The organism is Halomonas sp. ATBC28 (assembly GCF_005937175.1).
Classification (GTDB): Bacteria; Pseudomonadota; Gammaproteobacteria; order Pseudomonadales; family Halomonadaceae; genus Vreelandella; species Vreelandella titanicae.
This window is the reverse complement of record NZ_VCQL01000021.1, coordinates 30,353-55,513: the sequence shown is the minus strand read 5'-3', so window position 1 is coordinate 55,513 and position 25,161 is coordinate 30,353. Positions and strand designations below refer to the sequence as shown.

Sequence of the window (25,161 nt, the reverse complement as noted above, 5' to 3'; positions counted from 1 at the left end):
ACAGCGTGGAGCGGCAGCCATAGCTTGGAATTTTGCTTATCAATAAGTGTTTCTATATCAGTATCGGCAGTCAGCTAAAAAACTTTACTCTTGCCGACGTGGCGTTTTGTTTTCTGGTTCTTGGGAGTGTCAGCCATATAGCCTCCTCTCTTTGTTTGCTATGGCTTGCCTAATAATATGAAAATGGTGGCTTTTTGTGCATACGCCATGCTGTGGGCATCTGATATGCTTCTCGAGTTTGCGGTGAACTAATTAACGCATAAGAGTAAGCGAGGCGAGAATGGTGGCGCAGCAGGATGAGTTTGAAACAATAGTAAGTACAACAGTGATCGAGTCTCTGCTGAATACCTTGATCGAAACCGGTGGCGTCTCGCTCTGTCTTGCTGCGACGGGAGCTCGTCCAGAGCCCATTGTCTTGATGGAGCAGCACCAGGGCCAAGCATTGGTGATGGATCTTTCCTCTGTTGACTATTTACTTCACCATTTACAGGGTGGTGCTGCGTTTTACTTGCGCGGGCAGGCGCAGGGGAAAGTGCTGCAAACGCCGCTCCTGCAACTGACGGAGACGCGTCAGGCCGGGGGGCGCTTTTTGTGTTGCAGTGATTATCCTGCATCGTTGGAAGTGCTGCAGCGTCGTGAGTCCTTCCGTGCTGAGCTGCGCATGGGGATGGTGGTGTCGGCAGGTTTGTATGGTGGTGATGCCGAGATAGAGGGTGAGCTGCGGGATTTATCCCAGGACGGCTGCCAGCTTGAATTGCCATTGGCCGCTAGCGGGCTGCTAGCGGGAGCCGCTAGCCCGCTAAAGTTGGCGTTTACCTTCCCCGACGGCACCTACTTTGAAGTGCTTGGAGAGGCTCGTCATCAAAAAACCGACGCTGAGCGCCATCTACTGCGCGTCGGTTTTAACTTCGTTGAGTGTAGTGCGGAGCAAGAGCGGCAAATTTGGTATTTCGTGTGTGAAATAGAGCGCGAAGCGGCACGCTATAAAAAAGAAGAACAAAACGAGCGTCAGCCCTCTCCGCTGTTCGCGCTGCCAAGCAAACGATCCGGTGCAGGAGAGTTGCTTGGGCGGCGTGATGTCAAGCGCTACGCGACCCCTATGGCGCGTCGGCTTGTCAAAGTCGCTGCCTATCTGGATACACAGTTGTTGTCGTTACAACAAGGTAGCGATATCGATGGGCGTCAGCTCTCCCGCTATGCTGATCGCATATTGGGTCTTCATGAAGAGGATCGTGAGGCGCTGCTATTTGCTTCACGTTGCTTATCTCCCGAGCCTTTAATAGTGCGCCACGGTATTGCTGTGGCTGTGCATTTGCTCGATTTTGTGGGTGCCAGCATGCCCCGTGAGTTGCGCAAGGCGATAGTGGCCAGCGGTCTTATTCACGATCTTGGCAAGGCGCTTGTGCCTCAGGTGTTGTTCAAGGCGCCGCACTTTGAAGCTAAGCATCGAGAGGCGATCAGTGAGCATGTCCAGCTGTTGTTAGACCGTTTACATAACTGCCAATGGCTGTCTGCGGGTATTGTCCAGGCGGTGATTGGGGGGGTTAACGAGCGTATGGATGGTAGTGGGTATCCATGCGGGTTAAGTGGGGCTGACCTCAGTGAACTGGCTAAGGCGAGTGCTGTTGTCGACGTAGTAGAAGCTATGCGACGTGACCGTGCAGATCGTCCAGCTAAAACAGCACAGCAAATTTATCGGCATTTATTGCAGCACCCACACCATTTTGATATGCGCTGGATTAAACGCTATATCGATCATTTCAAGGGATTGCCAATAGGTTCGCTGGCGCAGTTCTCTAGCCAGCAGAAGGGGTGGATCTTACGTCTTGATGCTAAAGGCAACCCCACAGAGGTGTTGCTTGCGCCACAGGTCGAGCCGCCAATGCGTGACAATGTGGGGGTGATCGTGGGGAGTAATATCGCTGAGCGACTTGGGCGAACCGTCGGTGAGATCGCCGTGTCTACTTGAGTAAGCAGGAAGTTAATGCGTGATGGCAGTTGGTCGATGTCATGAGCTGCGCTGAAAAAAGCGTTGTAAGCCGTTAAAGTCCCCCAGACTCACGCCGATAGATACTAGTAGTGCCGTTTGTTGTTTATTTTTATCTTTTAATAATCGTGGTCTCTCCTTATCCAGGGTGAGCATAAAACCACGCACAGGAGTTCCGCTTATGACTTACTCTCGCGGTGGCGCCGCCTATGGGCGAGGAGCTAACGCTTATGCGCGTGTTGGCGTAGAAAGCGGAGTGATGTCGGCAGATCCTCATCAGCTTATTGTGATGTTGTTTGACGGCGCCCAGGCCGCTATTCGTGCTGCACGCATCCATATTCAGTCGGGTAATACGGCCGAGAAAGGCAAGTCGATATCGAAAGCGCTGGATATTGTAAATAACGGTCTCGTAGCCGCTCTTGATCAAGAGCAGGGCGGCGAGATTGCCGAACGCTTAGCATCGCTTTATGACTATATTTCGCGCCTACTGTTGGCGGCGAATCTGCGTAACGATGAAGAGAGCTTAAATCAGGCCGAACGCCTGCTCGAAGATATCGCCTCAGCCTGGCGTGATATTGGTCAACAGCAGAGCGCGTGAGGCAATAATGTCAGCTCCTATATCCGCTCGTGATAAAAATGCTCAACAGACGCTGCTCACTAGCTATGAAACGCTATTGAGCCGCGTTGAGCACATGCACGAACTGGCTAATGGCGAACAGTGGGCAGAGCTAATTGATCAGCGTACCAACTATGTAATGTTGGTGGATCAGTTGCGTGAGCTGGATACCACCGTTGTGCTTGATGCCGCTGCTCAGCAGCGTAAGGCAGAACTGCTGGAGCGCATCCTTGAGCACGATGTGGAAATACGGCGTCGTTTGGTGGCGCGCCGTGATGAGCTGGGTAAGCTCATAGGGGTATCCCAGCGTCAGCGGAATTTACATAGGGCCTACGCACCACAGCAAGGGGCTCCGGTAGCTTATGACGCCGATGATGCTGATTCCACGAGGTCATCGTGAGTGGTATTACCCCTCTGATTGATACGCTCTTGCACCAAGTGCTTGGGCGGCAAGGCGAGTTGTCGCTGCAGCGAGCATTGAGTCAGCCTGTGAAGCCCGTTTCACCCGGCGAGGGGCCGCGTGCCGTAATGGGTGATGCCAATCTGGATGGCCGTGCGTCAACATCGCCGCTAGGCGACCTAAAGCGTTTACCGCACCCTCTTGATGGGGGGCGAACGTTGCCCCGAGGTGAGGCGCAGCCTTCGCCTTCAGGTTCAACGCAGACCCATTTTAGTCCTGCAGCACGAACAATCGCCGACGTGCTGCTGCGCTTTCCAGCCCCTCCCTCGGTAATGCGGCCCGAAGCACCTCTTATCACCAGTCAGGAAGCGCCAGCAGCGAGTACAGTAGCAACACGCTTAGAGGCAAGTATTCGCGATAGTGGTTTGTTTTATGAGTCGCATCTAAAGCGCTGGTTTCAAGGTGAGGGAACCCGCCAGCAGCTAATGAACCAACCGCAAATGCAATCCGGCCCTCGCCCGCTTACTCCTCTTTTATCGACAGGCCCGAATGTGTCGCTCCCAGCTGCAGCGCCTTCGACGGCGTCTGCCTTGTCTACAGCTGTCTCAGTTGGGGTGCCACTGACCCCACAAATGCCTACGCAGTCAGCTGGAGCGCCCCTGACAGCACAGGCGCTTACGCAGGTGGGGGCGGGAGCGCCTTTGGCAGCTCCCCCGGTAGGGCAGGGAGGCATGGCTATTTTACCCAACGTGCCGCTAGTGCCTGTTACTCATGAGCAAGGCTTAGCTGTTCGGTTGGCGAGCGCGTCCCATTTTTTAGCAACTGGCTCGACGGCTGCTGCCCCTGCTACCCCCGCTCAAGGGGCTGCTTCGCAGGTGTCGACTAATCCTGCCCAGCCGGCCCCTATGCCTGGCGAGGCGCGCGACAGCCATCAGGCAAGGGCGGAGTATAGCCAGGCTAGGGAGATGAGCGATCTGATGGCCAATCGACCGGCTCGCGAGGTCGTTCACGAAAGCCTGCAGAGCCTGGTGCGCCACCAGCTTGAAATGTTGGTGATGCCGTCTATTCGCTGGGAAGGTGATGTCTGGGCAGGCATTTTTATGGCTTTAGTAATCAATTTGCCTACTCGTGAAGAGGGCCAGGAAGGAAAACAGCAGGGGGGAGAGCCAGACGGTGGATGGCGTTCTGATATGCAGCTCGATGTTCCCAGTTTAGGGGCATTCAGCGCGTCGCTATGGCTCTATCGAAACGTGTTAAGCATCGATTTCACCACCGAAAGTACGCACGTTTATCAGCGTATTGACGCTGGACTGCCCGCGTTAGAGAAGCGCCTTAGCGCCTTGGACTTACAAAAAGTGCAGCTTCGCGCGCGCCATATCGAAGCGGAGGCACCCCATGGCTACGCCGGGTGAGCGACGCCGTCAAGCCGTTGCCCTGGCTTACCAGGATAATGACCGTGCTCCACGGGTAGTGGCGAAAGGCTATGGTGATCTGGCCGAACGTATTATGGCTGAAGCTCATCGCCAGGGTATTTATGTGCACGATGCGCCCGAGTTGGTAGCGCTTTTAATGCAGCTAGATCTGGATGCGGAAATTCCGGCGAGTCTCTATCAAATTGTCGCAGAACTGCTGGTGTGGGTGTTCGAACTATCAGAGGAAGGGCTAACTCATCGTGAAACGCCTGAGTAGCCATTTACAGACATTGTATGCAACCATGAGGGTAGGTAATAAAAAGTCATTAATGGCGCCAGTATAATGGTCACAACACCGCGCCTGAGTCGTTTAATGGGACATTATGAGTCAAACCAACTTTCTCGATGAAATTCAGGAAATTAATTTAGCTTATTTGCTTCTGGCGCAGCGCTTGCTTGATGAAGATCGTGAGGCTGCTATGTTTCGCTTAAAAATAGACAGCGATGTTGCCGAGCTGATTGTCTCGCTTAATGCTCGCCAGCTTACCAAGTTGGCACGAACCAGCCAATTATTGTGCCGGTTTAGCCAAACGAGTGCCGAGCGGCTTCAACAGCTTACAGATAATCCCCGCGATCAGGGGTTGGCAGGGCTTCATGCATCACTGCTGTTGGCAAGCGATGCATTCGAGCCAATGCCATCGGGAGGCGAGAAGTGAGCCAGAAAAGCTTGGTCGATGAAATGCACCAAGTGCAGCTGGCAATCGAATTGATTGAGCTGGGTGCGCGCCTTCAGGTGCTGGAAACAGAAACGGAATTAAGCCGCACGCGTTTGATCAAGCTGTATAAGGAAGTGCGTGGCATGTCACCGCCTAAGGGCATGCTGCCTTTTTCCACCGACTGGTTTATTACTTGGCTTCCCAATGTTCATTCGTCGCTGTTTTACAACATTTATTTAAGCCTGAAGGAGGCGGCAGGCTGTGATCGCATCGATGCCTTTGTCAAAGCATATCGGCTCTATGACGAGCAAATGTCGCTGGAAAAGGTGGAGCCGGTTCTCGGGTTAACCCGTGCGTGGACGCTGATACGCTTTTTCGAGAGTGATTTGCTCCAGCTTAATCAGTGTACGCGTTGCACTGGGCAGTTTGTGGCGCACGCTCATAGTCCCGCTCAACACTATGTGTGCGGTATTTGTCAGCCCCCCTCAAGAGCGGGTAAAACGCGCAAAGCACAGCGGGAGAATAGTGAAAAAATGTAACAATCTCTGCGATTACATCACTGATGGTGTGAAGTAGGGTATAAGACAGTAATGAGTACTAACAAGAAATAAGTGTATTGGCTTAGATAGGCCTAAAAGCCAGTGGTGCTTTTTCATTAAACAGACGTCTGACCCTAGTATAATAGGGCTAAGACATGCTTGGAATGGAACATTGCTTAAACATCAGATCAGGTGGCTAAGTTTTGGTTCCCTAATTTAATACTGAATACCGCAAGGATCCTGCTTGTGCTGATACCTCTAGGTTATGTAATCGTATTGCTATCTGTGTTTGGTGGCTATGTGCTGGCAGGTGGCAGCTTAGGCCCCTTGTATCAACCACTTGAGCTGCTGATTATTGGCGGAGCCGGGGTTGGTGCATTTATCGCAGCGAACAATGGCAAAGCGATTAAAGCGACCTTTAAAATTTTGCCCCGGCTCAAGCGCGCCAAAAAATATAACAAAGAACTTTATATGGAGCTGATGGCGCTGCAGTATAAATTACTCTCCAAAATTCGCCGTGAAGGCATGTTAGGCATTGAACGGGATATTGATAATCCCGAGGAGAGTCCGCTGTTTCAAGAGCATCCTACGGTATTGGCTGATCCTCATATCATGAATTTTCTAACGGACTATCTGCGCTTAATGGTAAGCGGCGGCATGGAACCCATGGAAATTGATGAGCTGATGCTGCACGAGATTGAGGTCTTTGAGCAGGAAGCTCATATTCCTGTCGATGCCATTGCCAAAGTCGGCGATGCCATGCCTGCCTTCGGTATCGTGGCGGCAGTAATGGGGGTCGTTAAAACACTCACCTACGCCGATGCTACGCCGACTCAGATGGGTGTGATGATCGGCCAAGCGCTAGTGGGCACCTTCTTGGGTATTTTGCTGGGCTATGGTTTTGTTAGTCCGCTGGCAAGTTACATCGAACGGCAGGCGAAAGAAGCCGAAAAAATGCTCCAGTGTATTCGCATTACGCTGCTCGCTAGCTTGCACGGTTATGCGCCGCAGTTGGCTGTTGAATTTGGTCGCAAGGCACTGTTTGCCGCCGAGCGTCCTAGTTTTACGGAGCTTGAAGAGTATGTAAGGGATGCAAAAAAGGCCGGTAACGCATGAGTAAGGGTGGTGACAAGCGTCCGATTGTCATTCGACGCAAAAAAGTCGTCCATGCCCATCACGGTGGTGCCTGGAAAATTGCCCTAGCGGATTTTATGACTGCTCTGATGGCCTTTTTTTTGGTGCTATGGCTTTTGAGCGTTTCCAGTGAAGAGACGCGCAAGGGGGTGGCAGAGTACTTTAGCACCCCCCTGGTGACGGCGATAACCGGGGGCGATCGTTCGGGCAGCACCAGCGCGATTCCCGGCGGCGGGCCCGATCCCACGCATAGCGATGGGGAGCGGGCGCGCATTGATAGCCTTCAGCGCACTCGTCCAAGCATGCAGGAACGAAACTTTTTCCGGGATTTACAAGAGCGTATTGAACGGGCCATTGAGCGAGATCCCGAGCTGCGCCAGTTGCGCAATCAAATGCGGTTTGACTTGACCCGCGAAGGGCTGCGCATACAGCTACTCGATACCGACCAGCGCCCCATGTTTGAGCTGGGTAGCGACCAAGTGGCGCCTTATATGCGCAGCTTGTTACGTACCATCGCACCGCTGCTAAATGAGCTTCCCAATGAGCTAAGTATCAGCGGGCATACCGATAGCGTTCCCTATGCGGGAGGCTATCGTGGTTACAGTAACTGGGAGCTTTCCAATGATCGCGCTAATGCGTCGCGCCGCGAGCTTATTGCGGGTGGCTTTGATCCAGGTCAGTTACTTCGCGTGTCGGGCTTTGCAGATCGTGTGTTATTGCCCGAGACTGAGCCAACCGATCCTATCAATCGACGCATAGAGCTGGTGGTGTTGTTTCCGGAAATTGCTGATGCGATTCGCAATCCTACTGTAATGGAGTCGGGAGATGCATCGCCAGAAGCTTCAATCGAAGCACTAGAAGCTTCAGCCGAAGCGCAAATTGAATCAACACAACAAGACGAGCCTCAGGTTCAAGCGCAAGAGTGATCTGAGCCTGTCATAAAAGACGACGTTAAGGTGGAGCGGTGTATGGATATAGCGGATTTTTTTGACACCTTTTTTGAAGAGGCTGAAGAGCTGCTGTCGGATATGGAACAGCATTTACTGGAACTGGATGTTGATGATCCAGACAGTGAGCAGCTCAATGCTATTTTCCGTGCCGCCCACTCGATCAAGGGGGGGGCGGGAACCTTTGGTTTTACCGTGCTACAGAAAACCACGCACATTTTGGAAAACCTCCTCGATTACGCACGTAAAGGCGAACTGACGCTGCGAGCCGACCTCGTGGATACCTTTTTAGAGGCTAAAGACATCATGCATGAGCAACTCGATGCCTACCGCAGCGAAGAGGAGCCTAATCAAGAGGCATTTGAACGTATTTGCCAAACGCTGCAGCAAATTGCCTTGGACGAAATTGGCCAACAGCTCGATGGGCCGACTATTCCTGCTGCTGAGCCCAAGGCTGCGCCGACGCCTGTGCCAAGTGAAAACGACGCGGAAGCAAACAGTAATAATGCAGAGGCGTCCTCGAACGGCCATCTGCTAGTGGCACTGCTCAACGTTGAAGATAAAGACCGCATTTTGCTGGTTGAAGAGTTAGAGCAGCTCGGTGAAGTGCAGTCCCAGTCAGGCGACGCAAAGCGTTACGAGGTAGTGCTCAAAAGCAGCGACAGTGCTGATGATATTGAAGCGGTCATGTGCTTTATTATCGAACCTGATCAGATTGAGATTACGGCTGTTGAGGGCGTCGCTACTGAGCCAGCCCCAGCCGAGCCAGAAGCCTCGACGCCTGCAGCCCCAGCGCCGCAAGCGCCGGCAGAAAGCACGGCCTCTAAGGCAAGCGCGCCAAAGCCTGCTGCCAAAGAGAAGCCCAAAAAAGCTGCCGCCGAGTCTTCGTCAATCCGCGTATCGGTAGATAAAGTCGACCAAATTATCAACTTGGTGGGTGAGCTGATTATCACCCAGTCGATGCTCGATCAAACGGTTAGCGATTTAGAAGATCAGTCGGTGGGCAATGCCTCACTGCAAAATGGCATGAGCCTACTGCAGCGCAACGCCCGTGATCTCCAAGAAGCGGTCATGTCTATTCGCATGATTCCCATGGAGTTTGTATTCAGTCGCTTCCCCCGCGTGGTGCGCGACACCGCCGGTAAGCTGGGTAAAGAGATCGAATTAATTACCGAAGGCAAGTCGACCGAGCTGGATAAGAGTTTGGTCGAACGGATCACTGATCCGTTAACGCACCTGGTGCGCAATAGCCTCGATCATGGCGTGGAAATGCCCGATGTGCGCGAAGCCATTGGCAAGCCGCGTGTTGGCAAATTAACCCTCTCCGCACGTCACCAGGGTGGCAATATCTTGATTGAAGTGCGCGATGATGGTGCCGGCATGGATCGTGAACGCCTGCTAGCCAAGGCGCGCGAAAACGGCCTCAATGTGTCGGACACCATGTCGGACGAAGAGGTCTTCCAGCTCATTTTTGCTCCCGGCTTCTCAACGGCGAATGAAGTGACCGACGTATCTGGGCGTGGCGTGGGCATGGATGTAGTGAAGCGCAACATTCAGAGCATGGGCGGTCGGGTTGAAATCCAGTCGAAGCTAGGTGAAGGCACCAACACCCGTATCGTGTTGCCGCTTACGTTGGCCATTCTGGACGGTATGTCGATCAAGGTCGGCGGCGAGACGTTTATTCTTCCGCTCTCTACCGTACTTGAATCACTGCAGCCCACCAAAGACGATATGTACGCCATGGCCGGTGACGACGTGGTGATCAAAGTCCGCGACGAATATCTGCCCGTGATTGCCATTCACGAAGTGCTGAACGTCGAGAATGCGATTACCGACCCGACCAAAAGCATCGCTGTCATTGTGCAGGGCGAAGGCCGTCGTTACGCCATGTTGGTCGATGAGTTGATCGGACAGCAGCAGGTCGTGGTCAAAAATCTGGAAGACAATTACCGCAAAGTACCAGGGATCTCGGCCGCGACCATCTTAGGTGACGGTAGTGTAGCGTTGATTCTGGATATTACTGGTTTACACCGCCTGAGCCGATATAAAAAAGAGGCAGGCAAAAAAGTAGTAAACAATCAAAACCTTTCATCTTTTAAGGAGGCTGAGCCGTCATGAGTCAAGCCAACAATGGTGCGGTACTAGCCGCAGAAGCCGAAAACCGCGAATTCCTAGTGTTCTCATTAGGCGATGAAGAGTACGCCATTGATATTTTGAAAGTGCAGGAAATTCGTGGCTACGAAAACGTAACCCGGATTGCCAATGCACCTGAATTTATCAAAGGGGTCACTAATCTGCGCGGCGTCATTGTGCCAATCGTAGATCTCCGCATTAAGTTTCACTTTGATAAAGTCGAATACGGTGGCCAAACAGTGGTGATCGTGGTCAATGTTGCAGACCGGGTGGTCGGCATCGTAGTGGACGGCGTTTCCGACGTGATGACACTGACCCCTGATCAGATTAAACCGGCGCCAGAATTTGGTGTCACGCTCTCGTCTGACTTCCTGAGCGGTTTGGGTAGTCTGGATGACCGCATGCTGGTACTCGTGGATATCGATAAGTTGCTCACCAGCGACGAGATGGCACTGGTGGAAAGCACCAGCAACCAGTAAGACTAAAAAACATGGCACAGGGAGCGTGCCAAATCAGTTCTACTCAATGATGCATTCTCGCGCTACGGAAAGTGCCAGCGAGTGCCGGTTGTGCGTGGAGAAAAGGGCGTGACACAGCGAATGCGGCAATTAATGAATAATATGACGGTGCGCTTGAGTTGGGGCTTAGTGCTAGCGACACTTTCGGTGCTTGTTTTAATTGCCAGTGGTATTGGTCTTTATGCCCTGCACCATGGTGCAGCAATCGTGCAGGCCTCTGACGATGTGCAGGCACAACAGGCCGCTTTCAGTGCTTTTGCCGCGACAATTCGCTGGGCACTACTCGGGATAGTCGTAATGACTATCGCCACGGTAATCGTGGTTATCTGGGGGGTGACGGCCAATGTGTTGCGCCCGCTAGATCGCTTGGTGGGCTATTTTGAGCGTATGGCCCAGGGGGATCTAAGCCAGGCCATTACCTCTCCGGGTAATAACGAAATAGGGCGGCTTTATAGCGCCATGGCCCATATGCAGAGCTCACTCTCGCAAACGGTAGGTACCGTGCGCACCAGCGGTACATCGATTTATGAGCGCTCTCAGCAAATAGCCAGCGGCAATAACGACCTTTCTTCGCGCACCGAGCAGCAGGCCACCTCGTTAGAGGAGACGGCTTCCAGCATGGAGCAGTTAGCCTCAACGGTGGGTCATAATGCTGAAAATGCCCGCCAAGCCAGCCAATTGGCCGGGAGCGCGACCCTGACAGCCCGCCGTAGTGGAGAAGAGGTTGGTGAGATCGTCAGCACCATGCAAGACATAAGCGCAAGTTCTCATCAAGTCGCTGATATTATTACCGTTATCGATAATATTGCGTTTCAGACCAATATTCTGGCGCTGAATGCTTCGGTGGAAGCGGCGCGTGCTGGCGAGCATGGCAGAGGGTTCGCCGTGGTGGCACAGGAAGTACGTAGCTTAGCCAGTCGCAGCGCCGCTGCCGCCAAAGAGATTCGCACGCTGATTGATGCATCGCTCAGCAAGGTAGATACCGGCACTCAGCGGGTCAATCAAGCTGGACAAACCATGCAGGATCTCGTGGGTGCTGTGCAGCGCGTCAGCGATATCATGGATGAAATCGCCGCCGCTTCTGAGCAGCAGAGTAGCGGCATTGGCCAAGTGAATCAGGCCGTGGCGCAAATGGATCAGGTTGTGCAACAAAATGCTCAACTGGTGCAGCAAGCCGCGCGCAGCGCCAATGAACTTGAAAGCGAAGCCGCACGCTTACGCGAGGCGGTTGAGCGCTTTCGGGTCACTGAATTATCTGCCCCGTGCACTCCGGCTGTATTGCCAGCGGCAGCGTCAAAACCCGCAACAAGGCGTCCACAGCCAGTAGCAGAAACAGAAGAGTGGTCATCGTTTTAATTTGCTTGGTAGGGCAGGCGCACTCTTTTTGAAAAATAAAACATTAAAAAAAGGCACACCATGCGTAATAACCAACCAGTCTCTCAGCGTGAAATCGAACTAAAAGAAGACGACTTCCTAGTCTCGCGTACCGATACCAAGGGACGCATCACCTATGCCAACCCTGCGTTTATCGATATTAGCGGCTTTGAACACGCAGAGCTGATAGGTGCGCCGCATAACCTGATACGCCACCCGGATATGCCGCCGGCAGCCTTTGAAAACCTCTGGAAAACCGTCAAAACGGGGGAAACGTGGCGAGGGCTGGTCAAAAACCGCTGCAAAAATGGTGACCACTACTGGGTAAATGCCAGCGTTACGCCGATTATTGAAGATGGGCAAGTCGTGGGCTACACCTCGGTACGTGTACAGGCCAGCCGCGCAGCCATTGAGCAGGCCGAGCGGGCCTACGCTGAAATACGCGAAGGCCGCAACAAGCGGCTTTACTTAGATAAAGGCCGGTTACGCCAGAAAGGTGTGATTAAGCGTTTGGCCCGGGTACGCCTCGACACCATTCGTGCCAAATTGGTAGGCATGATTGTCGTTGCAGGGCTGTTGTTATTAATCAGCGGTGGGCTTGGTCTGTATGGTTTGAATGTCTCCGGCGAGCGCTTGGGGCAACTGAATAATGACGGTCTGCGTGATGTTATTCGCCTGCAGAAAATCGATCAAACCATTGCCCAAACCCGCCAGGCGATGATTGAGCCAGAGCGTATGGAACTGATCAATCAACGCTTCGAGATGGGTGAAAGCATTGAGGAGAGCGCCGCAGAGGTTGCTGAGGTGTGGCAGGAGTATTATTCCCGTGAGGTCAATGCGACTGAGCTTGCCACCGAGTTTGACCAGCAGCTACAGACCTTCCTGCAGAACGGCATGGGCCAGGCGGCCAGCGTGCTTCAGGCAGAAGAGACCTACCAAGCCTTTACTGGTCTCGATGCTGTGATTAGCGTCATGACCAGCGAGGGCCGCATCCTGTCAGGCATGGTTAATCAACTGATTTCCCAGAAACAGCAGGCAGCTGAGGCCATGGCCGTTGATGCTCAGCAAGGTCAAACTACGATGCTGAGCGCTCAAGCCATAGTACTTGGAATTGGTTTACTGCTACTTATTTTGATCGGCATGGTTACTCTGAGGGCGATTACCAGGCCGCTAAAAAGTGCTGCAGGTTTTACGCTGCAAATTGCTGGCGGTAATTTGGCCGCTAAAGTCCCCGCCCAGAGACGCGATGAAGTGGGCCAATTGATGGACTCGCTGAATACTATGCGCAAAAGCCTCAGCAGCATCATCGCCGATGTAAAAAGCGGTATTGATGTGGTCACTCCGGCTGCTCAGGACATTGCCAGCGGCAACGAAGAGCTGTCGTCGCGTACTGAACAGCAGGCGGCCTCCTTGCAACAAACCGCCTCCAGCATGGAAGAAATGACTGCCACTGTGCGGCAAAACAGTGAGAACGCTCAAGAAGCCCGCCGTCTAGCCGATAACAATGCTATCCAGGTAACGAATACTGGCGAGTTGATGACACAGTTAGTCGACAACATGCAGCGGATTACCCAAAGCTCCCAGCAGATGGCCGATATTATCAATGTTATCGATTCGATCGCGTTTCAGACCAATATTCTGGCGCTGAATGCATCGGTAGAAGCGGCTCGGGCCGGCGAGCATGGGCGTGGTTTTGCGGTGGTGGCCGAAGAAGTGCGTAACCTGGCTGGCCGTAGCGCTGGTGCCGCCCAAGAAATTCGCGGTTTGATTGATGGCTCTAACCGTGAGGTAAGTGCGGGTGCCAGTATGGTCACCAAAGCCGAAGCTGCGATTAGCGAAGTGGCGGAAGCCGCGCGCAGTGTGACGCAGATCATGCACGAAATTTCAGCCGCCTCCGAAGAGCAGAGCCATGGTATTGCCCAGGTTAACCAAGCAGTAGCAGAGATGGATCAAGGTACCCAGCGTAATGCGGTGCGGGTTCAGGAAACCGCACGCGCGGCGGTCTCGCTTGAGAAGCAGGCGGGGCTATTAGCGCTATCGGTGGAAGCGTTTCGATTAAACAGTCAGGGGGCGCTACGTCCGCCAGCAGTGACAGCGACTAAGCACACTGCTCAGTTGCCTAGCACATCGTCGCCGAATTCGCCCGTTAAACGGCAGGCAGCCTCAGCAGAGGAGTGGGAAGCGTTTTGACCGAACAACGTGAACGGGTGGTAGACGCAGGTCAGTGGACATCGAGCAGTCAGATTGAGCGCGATCTAGTACTGACGGATGCGGATTTTACACGGATTCGCGAGCTGATTTATCAGCGCGCCGGCATTGTGCTGGCTGAGCATAAACGTGAAATGGTCTATAGCCGCCTAGCAAAGCGGCTACGCCACCATGGCATGACGCGCTTTACTGACTACTTGGTGCGCTTGGAGCGTCAGCCAGAAGCCAAGGAGTGGGAGGCGTTTACCAATGCACTGACCACTAACCTCACGGCCTTTTTTCGTGAGGCGCACCATTTTCCGCTGTTGGCTGAGCATATAAAGAACAAACAAGACCCGGTCACTATTTGGTGTTCGGCCGCCTCCACCGGGGAGGAGCCTTACTCGCTGGCAATGACATTGTTAGAAACGTTGGGCGCTAAAGCGTCGCAGGCCAAAGTGATCGCCACCGATATCGATACGGATGCGTTGGCCAGGGCTCGCGCTGGCGTTTATCCCCTGGAACAGGTGCGCAAGATCGATGAGGCACGGGTAAAGCGGTTTTTTCAGAAAGGAACGGGTAACCATGCGGGCTTTGCAAGGATTCGCCCAGAAGTATCCGCACTGGTGGAGTTTTTGCCACTGAACCTGCTAGCGCCGCAATGGCCAATTAAAGGCCCTTTTGATGCCGTGTTCTGCCGAAACATCATGATTTATTTTGATAAAGATACTCAATCAAAAATTCTTAAACGCTTTGCACCACTGATGAAGCCCGATGGCTTGCTGTTTGCAGGCCACTCGGAAAACTTCTCGTATATCAGCGACGCATTCAAGCTGCGTGGTCAAACCGTTTATAACCTGGCCAAAAAATGAATAACTATCGTGTCTTTATAATCGCTTTAGGCGCTGTGGCTCCGGCGGTTGCAATAACACATCAGGCGTCTACAGCAAGAGGAGGCGTGCTTTGAGCGCAGCCAAGATCAAAGTGTTGTGTGTCGATGATTCGGCGCTAATTCGCGATTTGTTAACGGAAATTATTAATTCCCAGCCCGATATGGAAGTCGTTGCGGTAGCGCCTGACCCCATTGCCGCCAGGGATTTGATCAAGCAGCACAATCCTGATGTGCTCACCCTTGATGTGGAAATGCCACGCATGGATGGCTTGGATTTTCTTGAGCGTTTGATGCGCCTGCGTCCTATGCCGGTATTGATGGTGTCGTCGCTCACCCAAAGCGGTTCGGAGATTACCCTGCGTGCGCTAGAGCTTGGCGCGCTGGATTTTGTCGCCAAGCCGAGTCTGGGCATCCGCAATGGGATGATGGAGTACGCTGACGAGATTGCCGAAAAACTGCGCGCCGCTGCGCGCTCGCGGCCTCGTCAGGCGCGGCATAAAAACACTCCGCCACCGGAAGCCCTGAAAGCCCCGTTAGTGTCGAGTGAAAAGCTGATCATTATTGGCGCGTCTACGGGGGGCACCGAAGCGATTCGTGCGGTGCTTGAGCCGCTGCCCGCCAACGCCCCGGCGATTTTGATTACCCAGCATATGCCCGGCGGTTTTACCCGTTCGTTTGCCGAGCGCTTAGACCGGCTGTGCCGGATTACGGTGAAAGAGGCCGCCGACGGCGAGCGGATTCTACCTGGGCACGCTTATATCGCCCCAGGGGATCAACACCTTAAGTTAGCGCGTAGCGGTGCCAACTATGTGGCGCGGTTAGATAGCGGCCCACCGGTTAATCGCCACCGCCCCTCGGTAGACGTGCTGTTCCATTCAGCGGCTCAGCATGCGGGCAAGAACTCCATCGGTGTTATTTTGACCGGCATGGGTAAGGACGGTGCGGCAGGGCTGCTAGAGATGCGCCAGGCGGGTGCGCCCACCATTGCCCAGAATGAGCAGACCTGTGTGGTCTTCGGTATGCCCCGTGAAGCTATTGCTGTCGGGGGGGCTGTGGAAGTGGTGGCGTTAGATGACATTCCCTCGCGAATGATGGCGCTGATCGCCGCCTCCGGCCGCGCCCAGCGTGTGTAGTGCAATTCATAAAAAGTTAGTAATCATAAAAACTAAATAAGCTCGCAAGGGAAATCACAATGAACCGTTTACTGCGCAACTTGAGTATTCACGCCGCCGTGGTCACATCGCTTTGCTGCTTTGTCGTGCTGATTTTAATGATTTCGGGCTTGAGTGTGGTGGCCGATCGCAATTCACAAAATAACTTAGCCACGCTAAGCGGTATCAGCGATGCGCAGTTAAATGAGGTTAACCGTGCCGATTCGTTGCTTAACCAAGCCATGTTGGCTATGGAAACTGCCTCCAACTACCTGATGGTAGGACAGACCCAGCAATCCAATGAGCAGGTTGCCGTTGCCGCTGATCGCATTGAGCGTTCTGAAAAGCGTTTCGAGCGCTTTGCGGCAAACTCATTTTCACCGCAAGGCGAGGCATTGGCGAACACCCTAATTGAAGATTTTAATACCGTAATGGGGCTAGTTAAACAACAGCACGACACCTTTGAATATATGGATTTAACCAGCTACAACAACCTGCGCGATGAGCTGGTAGAGCCGATAAATAGCTTATCTGAAAGTATGACGGCGTTTGTCGCCTACGGCTTCCAGCGGGTAGATACCATTCGCGCTGACGCGGATGCCCAAGGCAATCTGTTTGCCATGATCAATGCTGGAGCGGTGATTTTTGCCTTACTGATGACTTTGGTAATCTACCTAGGTTTACGCCGTACAGTGATTGCGCCGCTAAGAGGCGCAATCCAACGGCTGGATGCGATTGCTGAGGCGGACTTGACTAACCCGCTGCCGGAAGCAGGTAAAAATGAAATTGGCCGTTTGTTTGGTGCTATGGGCACCATGCAGCAAAACCTCACCAATATCGTTGGCCGGGTGCGTGAAGGCAGTAACGAAATTCACCACGGCACCCGTGAGATTGCCAGCGGCAACGCTGATCTCTCCTCACGTACAGAGCAGCAGGCGGCATCGATTCAACAAACCGCGGCCAGCATGGAAGAGATGACCGCGACGGTAAAACAGAACGCCGACAATGCTCGTCAAGCCAGCACCCTGGCAGCAGACGCTTCCACCACGGCTGAGCGCGGTGGACAAGTGGTGGAGCAAGTGGTGCAAACTATGCACGGTATCTCCACCAGCTCGAAAAAAGTCGCCGATATCACCAGCGTTATTGACTCAATTGCTTTTCAAACCAATATTCTGGCTCTCAACGCCTCGGTAGAGGCCGCCCGCGCCGGCGAGCAAGGTCGCGGATTTGCGGTGGTGGCGGGGGAAGTGCGTAATTTGGCCAGCCGCAGTGCGGATGCGGCCAAAGAGATTAAAACCCTGATTGATGCCTCGGTAACACAAATTCAGCAAGGCTCCACTCTGGTCGAGCAGGCCGGTACCACGATGTCGGATGTGGTTACTGCAGTACGCCGTGTTACCGACATTATGGATGAAATCTCCGCTGCCTCCCAAGAGCAGAGTGACGGTATTGAGCAAGTCAGCCAAGCCGTGGGCCAGATGGATCAAGTCACCCAACAAAATGCCGCGCTGGTACAGCAAGCCTCTGCGGCGGCGGCCTCCCTTGAGGAACAGGCCAACCGGTTGGAGCAAGCCGTAGCCGTGTTTAAGCTGTTAGGTATGCAGGGGGCGTCCCATCAGGCGCTGCCTTCCTCATCGCCAGCAACGGACGTTATGCCTGCGCCTAGGGCCGACCAGCAAGCTCGTTGCCCAGCTCCAGCCTCGCAGCGCAGCGACCACGAAGAGTGGGAGGAATTCTGAAGAACCGTTTTGAAAGAGCCGTTTCAAAGTAGCCGTTTTAAACCCCTGACTGTACTTTTCAGTCGCCCTTGTGCCATATACTGATTGATTAGAGGATGACCCATGGCAGATAAGAATATGAGTTTCCTGGTTGTAGACGACTTTCCCACCATGCGTCGGATCGTACGTAGTCTGCTTAAGGAGTTGGGCTTCACCAACGTGGATGAAGCCGAAGATGGACAAGATGCGCTCAATAAGCTGCGTGCCGGCAAGTTTGAGTTCGTCGTTTCCGATTGGAACATGCCGAACCTTGATGGCCTGGAGATGCTCAAGGAGATCCGTCAGGATGACGCCTTGAAAGACCTTCCTGTGTTGATGGTGACCGCAGAAGCGAAGAAAGAGAACATTATAGCGGCTGCTCAGGCGGGCGCTAACGGCTATGTCGTCAAGCCGTTCACTGCCGCTACCCTCGAAGAGAAGCTCAATAAGATCTTCGACAAACTGGGTATGTGAGCAACTGGGCCTATGTGCTTGGTTAACGAGGAGACAACGTTATGAGCCAGAATGAGCAGTCCGATTCTGCCCAATCGTCCGAACAAGCCGCCGAAGACTTAATTCATCGCATCGGTAAGTTGACGCGTATGCTGCGCGAAAACATGCGTGAACTGGGGCTTGATAAAGAGATTGAGAAGGCGGCCGAAGCCATCCCCGATGCACGCGACCGCTTGCACTATGTCGCCACCATGACGGAGCAGGCAGCAGATCGAGCGCTCAATGCCGTTGACCGTGCGCAGCCGCTGCAGGATCAGTTGTCAGACCGGGCGGAAGCGCTGGATAAGCGCTGGGCCGAGTGGTTTGAAGCACCGAAAGAGCTGGATGAGGCGAAAGCGCTCGTTGTCGAGACACGCACTTATCTTAGCGAAGTGCCCGATGTGGTTTCAGCGACTAACAAAGAACTGATGGAAATCATGATGGCTCAGGACTTTCAGGACCTGACCGGCCAAGTGATTAAGAAGATGATGGACGTGATCCATGAGATCGAACATCAGTTGGTGCAAGTGTTGATCGATAACGCGCCGGGCGCCCATGCACGAGAAACGCTGCAGCGCAAGGCCGAGGATCAGTGGAAAAGCGACAGTGCACGGCGTAACGAAGAGCTTTTGAATGGGCCGCAAGTGAAGGATAATGTCCCTGATACCGTCTCTGGGCAAGATCAAGTAGACGACTTATTGGACGAATTAGGCTTCTAAGATGCGTTATTAAACGCCCTCTGGGCACGCAAGTACGCCATTCAGCCGTCCCTATGGACGGCTGAATACGTGATAAGCTTTGCTTCACCTGGCCGGATACCCGTATGGCAGATAACGATAGCGACCAGGAAAAGACCGAAGAGGCCACGCCCAGGCGGAAAGAGAAAGCCCGTGAAGAGGGCCAAGTTGCCCGTTCCCGCGAGTTAAATACGTTTTTACTTTTGCTGGGTGGTGTGATTGGCCTCTATAGCATGGGCAACATGCTCTACGACCAGTTGGGTGCGGTGATGGAACAAGCTTTCTTGTTTGAGCGCCGCCAGGCAATGGAAAGTACGCCGATGCTGGTCAATGCGCTGGATCTTGGTCAGCGCACGCTATTTGCCATGATGCCGCTGTTTTTACTGTTAGCCATCATTGCGTTAGTAGCCCCTGGGCTGATGGGGGGCTGGCTGATATCGGGTAAATCGATGCAGCCCAAGTTTTCCAAGTTAGACCCTATTAAGGGCGTAAAGCGTATCTTCTCCACCCAGGCACTGATCGAATTGGCAAAAGCGATTGCCAAATCGTTTCTGGTGGGGGGCGTGGCTGCGACGTTTTTGTATTTCAACATCGGCAAATTTATGGCGCTAATGGATCAGCCTATCCAGCAAGCGCTGACCAATGCCCTAAGCATGGCGGCTCAGGCAGCTGGGCTAATGGTGTTGGTGTTGATCGTGGTCATTTTGATCGATGTCCCTTTCCAGCTCTGGGACAATGCTAAGAAGCTGCGCATGAGTCAGGAAGAGATTAAGCGTGAGCACAAAGAGTCCGAAGGCGACCCGCATGTGAAGGCGCGCATTCGCCAGCAGCAGCAGGCCATGGCGCGGGGCAGGATGATGAGCAAAGTGCCCGAGGCGGACGTCATCATTACCAACCCCACGCACTATGCGATAGCACTGACTTATCAGGAAGGCAGTATGGGCGCCCCGCGGCTGGTGGCAAAAGGCGCCGACGCAGTGGCTGCACGCATTCGCGAAATCGCTGAAGAGGCAGGCGTGCCACGCTTGCAGGCAGCACCATTGGCGCGGGCCCTGTATCATCACGTCGATCTAGATGCAGAAGTACCTGCCGAACTGTATACCGCGGTGGCGGAAGTAATGGCCTGGGCCTACCGCCTCAAGCAAGTATCACAACAAGGAGGCGAGGTGCCCCCAACCCCCGATAACCTGCCGGTTCCGCCGGAGATGGAAAGCCCCGGGCATGGCGCCGGTGGTAATGAGGCGCAACCATGAAAGGCTTGAGTCAACTAGTAGGTCGGCGCGACTGGATGGGTGATGTGCGCATGAAGCTGCTGGTCGGGCCGCTGCTCATCCTAATGATTTTGGGCATGATGATTGTGCCCTTGCCTCCCTTCGCCCTGGATTTACTCTTCACCTTCAATATCGCTCTGGCCATTATGGTGTTATTGGTCAGCATGTTTACCCAGAAGCCGCTGGACTTTGCGGCATTCCCTGCCGTGTTGCTATTTACTACGCTGCTGCGCCTGTCGCTCAATGTGGCCTCTACCCGTGTGGTGCTCATGGAGGGCCACCAAGGCGGCGCCTCTGCGGGTAAGGTCATTGAAGCGTTCGGGGCGTTCCTGGTCGGCGGCAATTTCGCTGTCGGCCTAGTGGTCTTCCTGATTCTTGTCATCATCAACTTTATGGTTATCACCAAAGGTGCTGGCCGTATTGCCGAAGTGGGTGCGCGCTTTACGTTGGATGCGATGCCGGGTAAGCAGATGGCCATCGATGCCGATCTGAATGCCGGCTTAATCGGCGAAGACGATGCCAAAAAGCGCCGCGCAGAGGTCTCACAAGAGGCTGATTTCTTTGGTTCGATGGACGGCGCGAGTAAATTTGTCCGTGGTGATGCCATTGCCGGTTTGGTGATTATGGTGGTCAATATCATCGGCGGGTTGATGATTGGTATGCTGCAGCACGATATGAGCTTTGGTGCGGCAGGCCAAACCTATATGCTGCTGGCGATTGGTGATGGCCTGGTGGCGCAAATCCCTGCTTTGGTGATCTCCACCGCCGCGGGTGTCACGGTATCCCGGGTCAGCATGGATACGAACGAAGATATTGGCCAGCAAATGCTCAGCCAACTATTCGTTAATCCCCAGGTGCTGATATTAGCCGCCATAGTGATGGGGCTACTGGGCATGGTGCCCGGCATGCCCAATGTCGTATTTCTGCTCTTTACCGCACTATTGGCGGGTTTGGCGTGGTTTATTATGCGCCAAAAAGAACAGGCGTTGGTCAAGGAGGAAATTGCGACTGCGCCTGTACCTGTACAAGAGACACCCGAAGCGAGCTGGGAAGATGTGCAACTGGTCGATACCCTCGGCCTGGAAGTGGGCCATCGCTTAATCCCGCTGGTGGACTCGCGTCAAAAAGGCGAGCTGCTTGGGCGCATTAAGAGCGTGCGTAAGAAGTTTGCCCAAGAAGTGGGTTTCCTGCCGCCAGTGGTGCATATCCGCGATAATTTGGAGCTGCCGCCGAACGCCTATGTGCTCTCCATGAAAGGCGCCGAGATTGGTCGCGCTGAGGCACAGCCGGGCAAATGGCTAGCGATTAACCCTGGGCAGGTATCGGGCGAGCTGCAGGGCACCCATACTCAGGATCCCGCCTTTGGCTTGCCCGCTGTCTGGATTGATAGCAACCAGCGTGAGCATGCCCAGGTGTATGGCTACACCGTTGTGGATGCCAGTACCGTCATAGCGACCCACTTGAACCACCTGTTGCACCGCCATTCACCCGAGATGCTGGGCCGTCAGGAAGTACAGAAGTTGCTGGATAAAATGGGCGATGATCAAAAAGCGTTGGTCGAAGAGGTGATCCCCAAAGCTATTTCCTTGACGGTACTGCAGCGTATCTTGCAAAACCTGCTCGACGAAGATGTCTCTATCCGCGACATGCGCACTATTCTCGATACCCTGGCCGAGTACGCCACACAGCAAAAAGATCCTAATGAGCTGACGGCGCTGGTGCGAGTCTCGCTGGGGCGCGCCATTGTCCAGCAGTGGTTTGCGGGGCAGGAGACACTCAATGTCATGGGGCTGGATGCTCAACTGGAACAAGTGCTGGTACAGGCCATGAATGGCAACGGCGCCATGGAGCCCGGGTTGGCAGAAACGCTGATGACCCAGGCCCAGCAGGCGCTGGAGCGTCACGAAAGTTCCGGCGAGCCGCCGGTGCTGGTCGTGCAACATTCGCTAAGGGCGGTGCTATCGCGCTTCTTACGCCGCCGGTTACGCCATATGTCGGTACTGTCCCAGGCTGAAATTCCCGACGATCGCACATTAAGAGTGACCACAGTGGTCGGCGGACGTTAAAGATGGCACGCCGTGATAGGCTAGCGTCGTCCATTTTCAGAACAGGCAAGGGTAAATCATGAGCGTTAGACGTTTCGTGGGAGCCAATAGTCGTGATGTGATGCGCCAAGTGCGTGAAACGCTCGGTGAAGACGCCTTGATTGTCGCAAATCGGCGTACCGAAGGGGGCGTTGAAATTTTAGCGATGGCGGATGAAGCCATTGACCACTTTGAACCCTCACCAGAACCTGCACCACCCGAAACGCCGACAGCACCTTCAGCGCAAGACCCCATGCAGGCGATGAGCGAGCGCTTACTGCGCGAAATGCAGGATATGCGAGCGCTGCTGGCAAACAGCCAGTCAACCCATACTGCTTCACCATCGCCAGCAGCGCCCACCGGAACGGCTGCACGGCTGCGTCAACTGCTGTGGAATGTGGGTTTTAGCAGCGAAATTGCCGATGAACTGCTGGCTGGGTTGCCTGCATCGCTAACCAGGTTAGACGGCGATAGCGAAGCCCCACTGCAGTGGCTGCGACAGCAGTTAATGGATCGCCTTTACGTACTCAACGATGAAGCAAGCTTTTTCGACCAAACCGGCATTGTTGCCCTGGTGGGGCCAACGGGGGTAGGTAAAACCACCACCACCGCCAAGCTGGCCGCTCGTTTTGTGATGCGCCACGGCACGCGCCCGGTAGCGCTGGTTACCACCGACAGCTTCCGGATCGGTGCCCATGAGCAGTTGCGCATTTATGCGCGCCTGCTGGATACCCCGATGTACGCCTTGGATGCCGAACAGCCCATCGACGATTTGCTGGGCCGCCTGCAGGGCAAGCAGTGGGTAATTATCGACACCGTAGGCATGAGTCAGCGTGACCAGCGGGTGATAGAGCAGATTGCCCACCTGCAAGGCGGACGCTCGCGGGTACGTTTGGTGCTGCTACTCAATGCTGCCAGCCAACCGGAAACCCTCGAAGAAGTGGTGCTGCGCTACCGTCAGGCCGCGCGGGCGGCGGGCGCAGAGTTAGATGACTGTATTATCACCAAACAGGATGAGGCGGGACGTCTGGCTCCAGTGTTAGATATTATTATGCGTCACGGGATGCGCGTACTGTTTGGCTCTAATGGCCAGCAGGTGCCCGAAGATATGGCCCTTGCCGCCCCCGATGCGCTAGTGGATCAAGCGCTGAGTACCGCGACACCTCAGCGTGAACGGGTGCAAAGTGCCGATGCGCCGATGGGAATGCCGCGCTGGTCGCGGGATGTCCTGGGCCAAGGGCGTCGTTTGTCGTCGCTACTGGCGAGGTTGCGCCAACGCGTCACGGGGTTTGCGGAATTAGAAGAGATCTGGAACCTAGCTTCGCTGCCTAGTCGTTTGCAGGAAACACATTTGGATGCATTACTTGCCGGTTATCCAGCGGCAAAGACCACCTTAGGGATGGCGTGGTTTCCGCGGCGCAATGAGCGCGGCTGCGACTGGGCAATGCCGGACATTGGCCTGGACACGGATGGTGCCTGGCTGGCGCTACCCTGGCTGCAGCATCGCCACGCCGCAGGGTGGCAGCCACGCTTAGCCGCTCTGTCGGCATCGAGCGGCGTTGCGGTGCACTTACTACCGCGCTTCCCTGAACCGGATGCACTAGCGTGGCTGGAAGCCGAGCACTTGACCTGGGTCAGCCAAGTGGCCCCCAGTCATCGGTTACGCTTTCACCACGAACGTCAATCTATCCGCCAGCTATTTAGTGACAGTGTGCTAACGCACCATGTGGGCGTGCGTTTTCGTGGCCAATCGGTGCAACTGTGGACTGCCTACGCCGAAGTCGAGGACGCCAGCGGCACGGCGCTACTCGCCTGGTTCGGTGAAGTTCGCGATCCGGAAAGCGCCAAAGTAGTGGCGCGCCGCTACTGGCTTACCCCCGCTCGGCTAGGAGCAGAGGTGCTCTCACTGCTGTTAACCCAGCTGCAAAGCGAAGGCTTGGCCGCCTTGACGCGTCGCGCGTGGCAGCAGTTAAAAGAGGCCGATAGCGGGGATCTAAATGCTGAAGTTCGCCTATTGATGGCCAGCGGTGTGGCATCGGTCGCCGGGCATCTCGATGTTGCTGATGATGAGGAGGCGCAGACGCTGCGTGGCGATCTGCTCAACCTATTAGGCAACAGCCGTCGCCGCCGCGATACCGGCATGCTTGATGCACTGGTCTACGCCTTTATGGCACGAGATGCGATTCGTCAAATGGGCAGTGTTAGTCGAGAGGGCGTGGCGTGAGCGAACAGGATCAAGCATCGGGTCTACGCAAGTGGGCAAACCTGCAGCGCCAACAGCAGCAAGCTGAGGGTACAGTTGATGTTGCGGCGGCAGAACACGTGCCGGAATCTGAACAGCCTAGCTCTCTGTTAAAGCCGACAACTGCAGCGGTGGAAGAGCCAGCAACGGTGGTAGCGCACCGGCCCAAAATTCCGCTTATTGTGGTCGGACTACCGGGTAGTGGTGCAGCCCAGGTGAACAAGGTTAAAGCACGATTAGGGCAGTGGTCGACGTTAGGTCGAAGCTGGGCCGGTGATCCTGAGGATTGGGATATTCATATCGTCATGGCCGAAACGGCCGACCTAGCCCAACTTTGCGATCAATACAGCCGTTGGGCACTGTGGATCAGTAGCGATGCCGATACCTTTGCTTCCATGTTCCGTACCTTGCGTCAACTACATGAGCGTGGCGGGCCGCGCCGTTTGCTGGCGCTCCACGAGCCGCACTTGCCGCGTCAAGGGTTGCTCAATAACTTGCGTGAGGCAGCTGATTACTACTTAAATATGGAGCTGTTGGTACTTGCACGATGAGCGCACTCTGCCGAGGAGACC

The 25,161-nt window shown here is 54.4% G+C and carries 22 protein-coding genes; all 22 read left to right on the top strand.

The genetic code is table 11. From position 1 onward, the window contains the following. Nucleotides 1-280 precede the first annotated feature (280 nt). The 22 genes from E0L35_RS20585 to E0L35_RS20480 all read left to right on the top strand — a co-directional run bounded on the left by E0L35_RS20585 (nt 281) and on the right by E0L35_RS20480 (nt 25,140). Complete coding sequence (locus E0L35_RS20585) at nt 281-1,969, top strand: HD domain-containing phosphohydrolase (protein WP_041159380.1); 1,689 nt, start codon at nt 281-283, stop codon at nt 1,967-1,969. Nucleotides 1,970-2,168: 199 nt separating this feature from the next. Further along, on the top strand, nt 2,169-2,585 hold the full coding sequence (gene fliS, locus E0L35_RS20580; protein ID WP_027958757.1) for a flagellar export chaperone FliS: 417 nt from the start codon (nt 2,169-2,171) through the stop codon (nt 2,583-2,585). A 7-nt stretch (nt 2,586-2,592) separates the two neighbouring features. Beyond that, complete coding sequence (fliT, locus tag E0L35_RS20575) at nt 2,593-3,003, top strand: flagellar protein FliT (RefSeq protein WP_022520934.1); 411 nt, start codon at nt 2,593-2,595, stop codon at nt 3,001-3,003. Next, nucleotides 3,000-4,415 carry a flagellar hook-length control protein FliK gene (locus E0L35_RS20570; protein WP_249362167.1) on the top strand — a complete coding sequence of 472 codons (1,416 nt, stop codon included), beginning with the start codon at nt 3,000-3,002 and terminating at the stop codon, nt 4,413-4,415. The genes fliT and E0L35_RS20570 overlap by 4 nt, the downstream gene beginning before the upstream one ends. Next, nucleotides 4,399-4,692, top strand: a complete 294-nt coding sequence (locus E0L35_RS20565; RefSeq protein WP_027958760.1) for an EscU/YscU/HrcU family type III secretion system export apparatus switch protein — start codon at nt 4,399-4,401, stop codon at nt 4,690-4,692. Before E0L35_RS20570 ends, E0L35_RS20565 begins: the two co-directional genes overlap by 17 nt. 106 nt (nt 4,693-4,798) lie before the next feature. Further along, a complete protein-coding gene (gene flhD, locus E0L35_RS20560) occupies nt 4,799-5,131 on the top strand; it encodes a flagellar transcriptional regulator FlhD (RefSeq protein WP_138801288.1) in 333 nt (110 codons plus the stop codon). Continuing rightward, the gene (gene flhC, locus E0L35_RS20555) at nt 5,128-5,670 is read left to right on the top strand and encodes a flagellar transcriptional regulator FlhC (RefSeq protein ID WP_009288432.1); all 543 of its coding nucleotides are present in this window, start codon (nt 5,128-5,130) and stop codon (nt 5,668-5,670) included. The genes flhD and flhC overlap by 4 nt, the downstream gene beginning before the upstream one ends. Nucleotides 5,671-5,916: 246 nt before the next feature. Beyond that, a complete protein-coding gene (motA, locus tag E0L35_RS20550; RefSeq protein WP_027958761.1) occupies nt 5,917-6,786 on the top strand; it encodes a flagellar motor stator protein MotA in 870 nt (289 codons plus the stop codon). Beyond that, entirely contained in the window at nt 6,783-7,730 is a 948-nt protein-coding gene (gene motB, locus E0L35_RS20545) for a flagellar motor protein MotB (protein ID WP_022520929.1), read from the top strand. Before motA ends, motB begins: the two co-directional genes overlap by 4 nt. 42 nt (nt 7,731-7,772) lie before the next feature. Further along, the gene (gene cheA / locus E0L35_RS20540) at nt 7,773-9,869 is read left to right on the top strand and encodes a chemotaxis protein CheA (RefSeq protein WP_138801287.1); all 2,097 of its coding nucleotides are present in this window, start codon (nt 7,773-7,775) and stop codon (nt 9,867-9,869) included. Then, the gene (gene cheW, locus E0L35_RS20535) at nt 9,866-10,363 is read left to right on the top strand and encodes a chemotaxis protein CheW (RefSeq protein ID WP_009288435.1); all 498 of its coding nucleotides are present in this window, start codon (nt 9,866-9,868) and stop codon (nt 10,361-10,363) included. Before cheA ends, cheW begins: the two co-directional genes overlap by 4 nt. 132 nt (nt 10,364-10,495) lie before the next feature. Beyond that, nucleotides 10,496-11,758 carry a methyl-accepting chemotaxis protein gene (locus tag E0L35_RS20530; protein ID WP_244317779.1) on the top strand — a complete coding sequence of 421 codons (1,263 nt, stop codon included), beginning with the start codon at nt 10,496-10,498 and terminating at the stop codon, nt 11,756-11,758. Nucleotides 11,759-11,818: 60 nt separating this feature from the next. Then, the gene (locus E0L35_RS20525; RefSeq protein ID WP_138801286.1) at nt 11,819-13,966 is read left to right on the top strand and encodes a PAS domain-containing methyl-accepting chemotaxis protein; all 2,148 of its coding nucleotides are present in this window, start codon (nt 11,819-11,821) and stop codon (nt 13,964-13,966) included. Further along, nucleotides 13,963-14,835, top strand: coding sequence for a CheR family methyltransferase (locus tag E0L35_RS20520; protein WP_022520925.1), 873 nt, complete (start codon nt 13,963-13,965; stop codon nt 14,833-14,835). Before E0L35_RS20525 ends, E0L35_RS20520 begins: the two co-directional genes overlap by 4 nt. 91 nt (nt 14,836-14,926) lie before the next feature. Further along, nucleotides 14,927-15,988: a chemotaxis response regulator protein-glutamate methylesterase gene (locus tag E0L35_RS20515; protein ID WP_009288439.1), complete on the top strand. Its 1,062-nt coding sequence runs from the start codon at nt 14,927-14,929 to the stop codon at nt 15,986-15,988. A gap of 59 nt (nt 15,989-16,047) precedes the next feature. Then, on the top strand, nt 16,048-17,745 hold the full coding sequence (locus E0L35_RS20510; protein ID WP_022520924.1) for a methyl-accepting chemotaxis protein: 1,698 nt from the start codon (nt 16,048-16,050) through the stop codon (nt 17,743-17,745). A 102-nt stretch (nt 17,746-17,847) separates the two neighbouring features. After that, nucleotides 17,848-18,237: a chemotaxis response regulator CheY gene (gene cheY, locus E0L35_RS20505; RefSeq protein ID WP_022520923.1), complete on the top strand. Its 390-nt coding sequence runs from the start codon at nt 17,848-17,850 to the stop codon at nt 18,235-18,237. A gap of 41 nt (nt 18,238-18,278) precedes the next feature. Then, on the top strand, nt 18,279-18,974 hold the full coding sequence (cheZ, locus tag E0L35_RS20500) for a protein phosphatase CheZ (RefSeq protein ID WP_009288441.1): 696 nt from the start codon (nt 18,279-18,281) through the stop codon (nt 18,972-18,974). Between the two features lie 104 nt (nt 18,975-19,078). Continuing rightward, complete coding sequence (gene flhB, locus E0L35_RS20495) at nt 19,079-20,245, top strand: flagellar biosynthesis protein FlhB (RefSeq protein ID WP_022520922.1); 1,167 nt, start codon at nt 19,079-19,081, stop codon at nt 20,243-20,245. Then, a complete protein-coding gene (flhA, locus tag E0L35_RS20490) occupies nt 20,242-22,329 on the top strand; it encodes a flagellar biosynthesis protein FlhA (RefSeq protein WP_022520921.1) in 2,088 nt (695 codons plus the stop codon). Before flhB ends, flhA begins: the two co-directional genes overlap by 4 nt. A 58-nt stretch (nt 22,330-22,387) precedes the next feature. Next, complete coding sequence (gene flhF, locus E0L35_RS20485; protein WP_022520920.1) at nt 22,388-24,571, top strand: flagellar biosynthesis protein FlhF; 2,184 nt, start codon at nt 22,388-22,390, stop codon at nt 24,569-24,571. Then, a complete protein-coding gene (locus E0L35_RS20480; protein ID WP_138801285.1) occupies nt 24,568-25,140 on the top strand; it encodes a hypothetical protein in 573 nt (190 codons plus the stop codon). The genes flhF and E0L35_RS20480 overlap by 4 nt, the downstream gene beginning before the upstream one ends. The last annotated feature ends 21 nt before the right edge of the window (nt 25,141-25,161 follow it).

What these genes read in the sequence shown, in the direction of transcription:
- E0L35_RS20585 (WP_041159380.1), top strand. Translation starts at nt 281, where the DNA reads ATGGTGGCGCAGCAGGATGAGTTTGAAACAATAGTAAGTACAACAGTG.
- fliS (WP_027958757.1), top strand. Translation starts at nt 2,169, where the DNA reads ATGACTTACTCTCGCGGTGGCGCCGCCTATGGGCGAGGAGCTAACGCT.
- fliT (WP_022520934.1), top strand. Translation starts at nt 2,593, where the DNA reads ATGTCAGCTCCTATATCCGCTCGTGATAAAAATGCTCAACAGACGCTG.
- E0L35_RS20565 (WP_027958760.1), top strand. Translation starts at nt 4,399, where the DNA reads ATGGCTACGCCGGGTGAGCGACGCCGTCAAGCCGTTGCCCTGGCTTAC.
- flhD (WP_138801288.1), top strand. Translation starts at nt 4,799, where the DNA reads ATGAGTCAAACCAACTTTCTCGATGAAATTCAGGAAATTAATTTAGCT.
- motB (WP_022520929.1), top strand. Translation starts at nt 6,783, where the DNA reads ATGAGTAAGGGTGGTGACAAGCGTCCGATTGTCATTCGACGCAAAAAA.
- cheA (WP_138801287.1), top strand. Translation starts at nt 7,773, where the DNA reads ATGGATATAGCGGATTTTTTTGACACCTTTTTTGAAGAGGCTGAAGAG.
- cheW (WP_009288435.1), top strand. Translation starts at nt 9,866, where the DNA reads ATGAGTCAAGCCAACAATGGTGCGGTACTAGCCGCAGAAGCCGAAAAC.
- E0L35_RS20530 (WP_244317779.1), top strand. Translation starts at nt 10,496, where the DNA reads ATGAATAATATGACGGTGCGCTTGAGTTGGGGCTTAGTGCTAGCGACA.
- E0L35_RS20525 (WP_138801286.1), top strand. Translation starts at nt 11,819, where the DNA reads ATGCGTAATAACCAACCAGTCTCTCAGCGTGAAATCGAACTAAAAGAA.
- E0L35_RS20510 (WP_022520924.1), top strand. Translation starts at nt 16,048, where the DNA reads ATGAACCGTTTACTGCGCAACTTGAGTATTCACGCCGCCGTGGTCACA.
- cheY (WP_022520923.1), top strand. Translation starts at nt 17,848, where the DNA reads ATGGCAGATAAGAATATGAGTTTCCTGGTTGTAGACGACTTTCCCACC.
- cheZ (WP_009288441.1), top strand. Translation starts at nt 18,279, where the DNA reads ATGAGCCAGAATGAGCAGTCCGATTCTGCCCAATCGTCCGAACAAGCC.
- flhB (WP_022520922.1), top strand. Translation starts at nt 19,079, where the DNA reads ATGGCAGATAACGATAGCGACCAGGAAAAGACCGAAGAGGCCACGCCC.
- flhA (WP_022520921.1), top strand. Translation starts at nt 20,242, where the DNA reads ATGAAAGGCTTGAGTCAACTAGTAGGTCGGCGCGACTGGATGGGTGAT.
- flhF (WP_022520920.1), top strand. Translation starts at nt 22,388, where the DNA reads ATGAGCGTTAGACGTTTCGTGGGAGCCAATAGTCGTGATGTGATGCGC.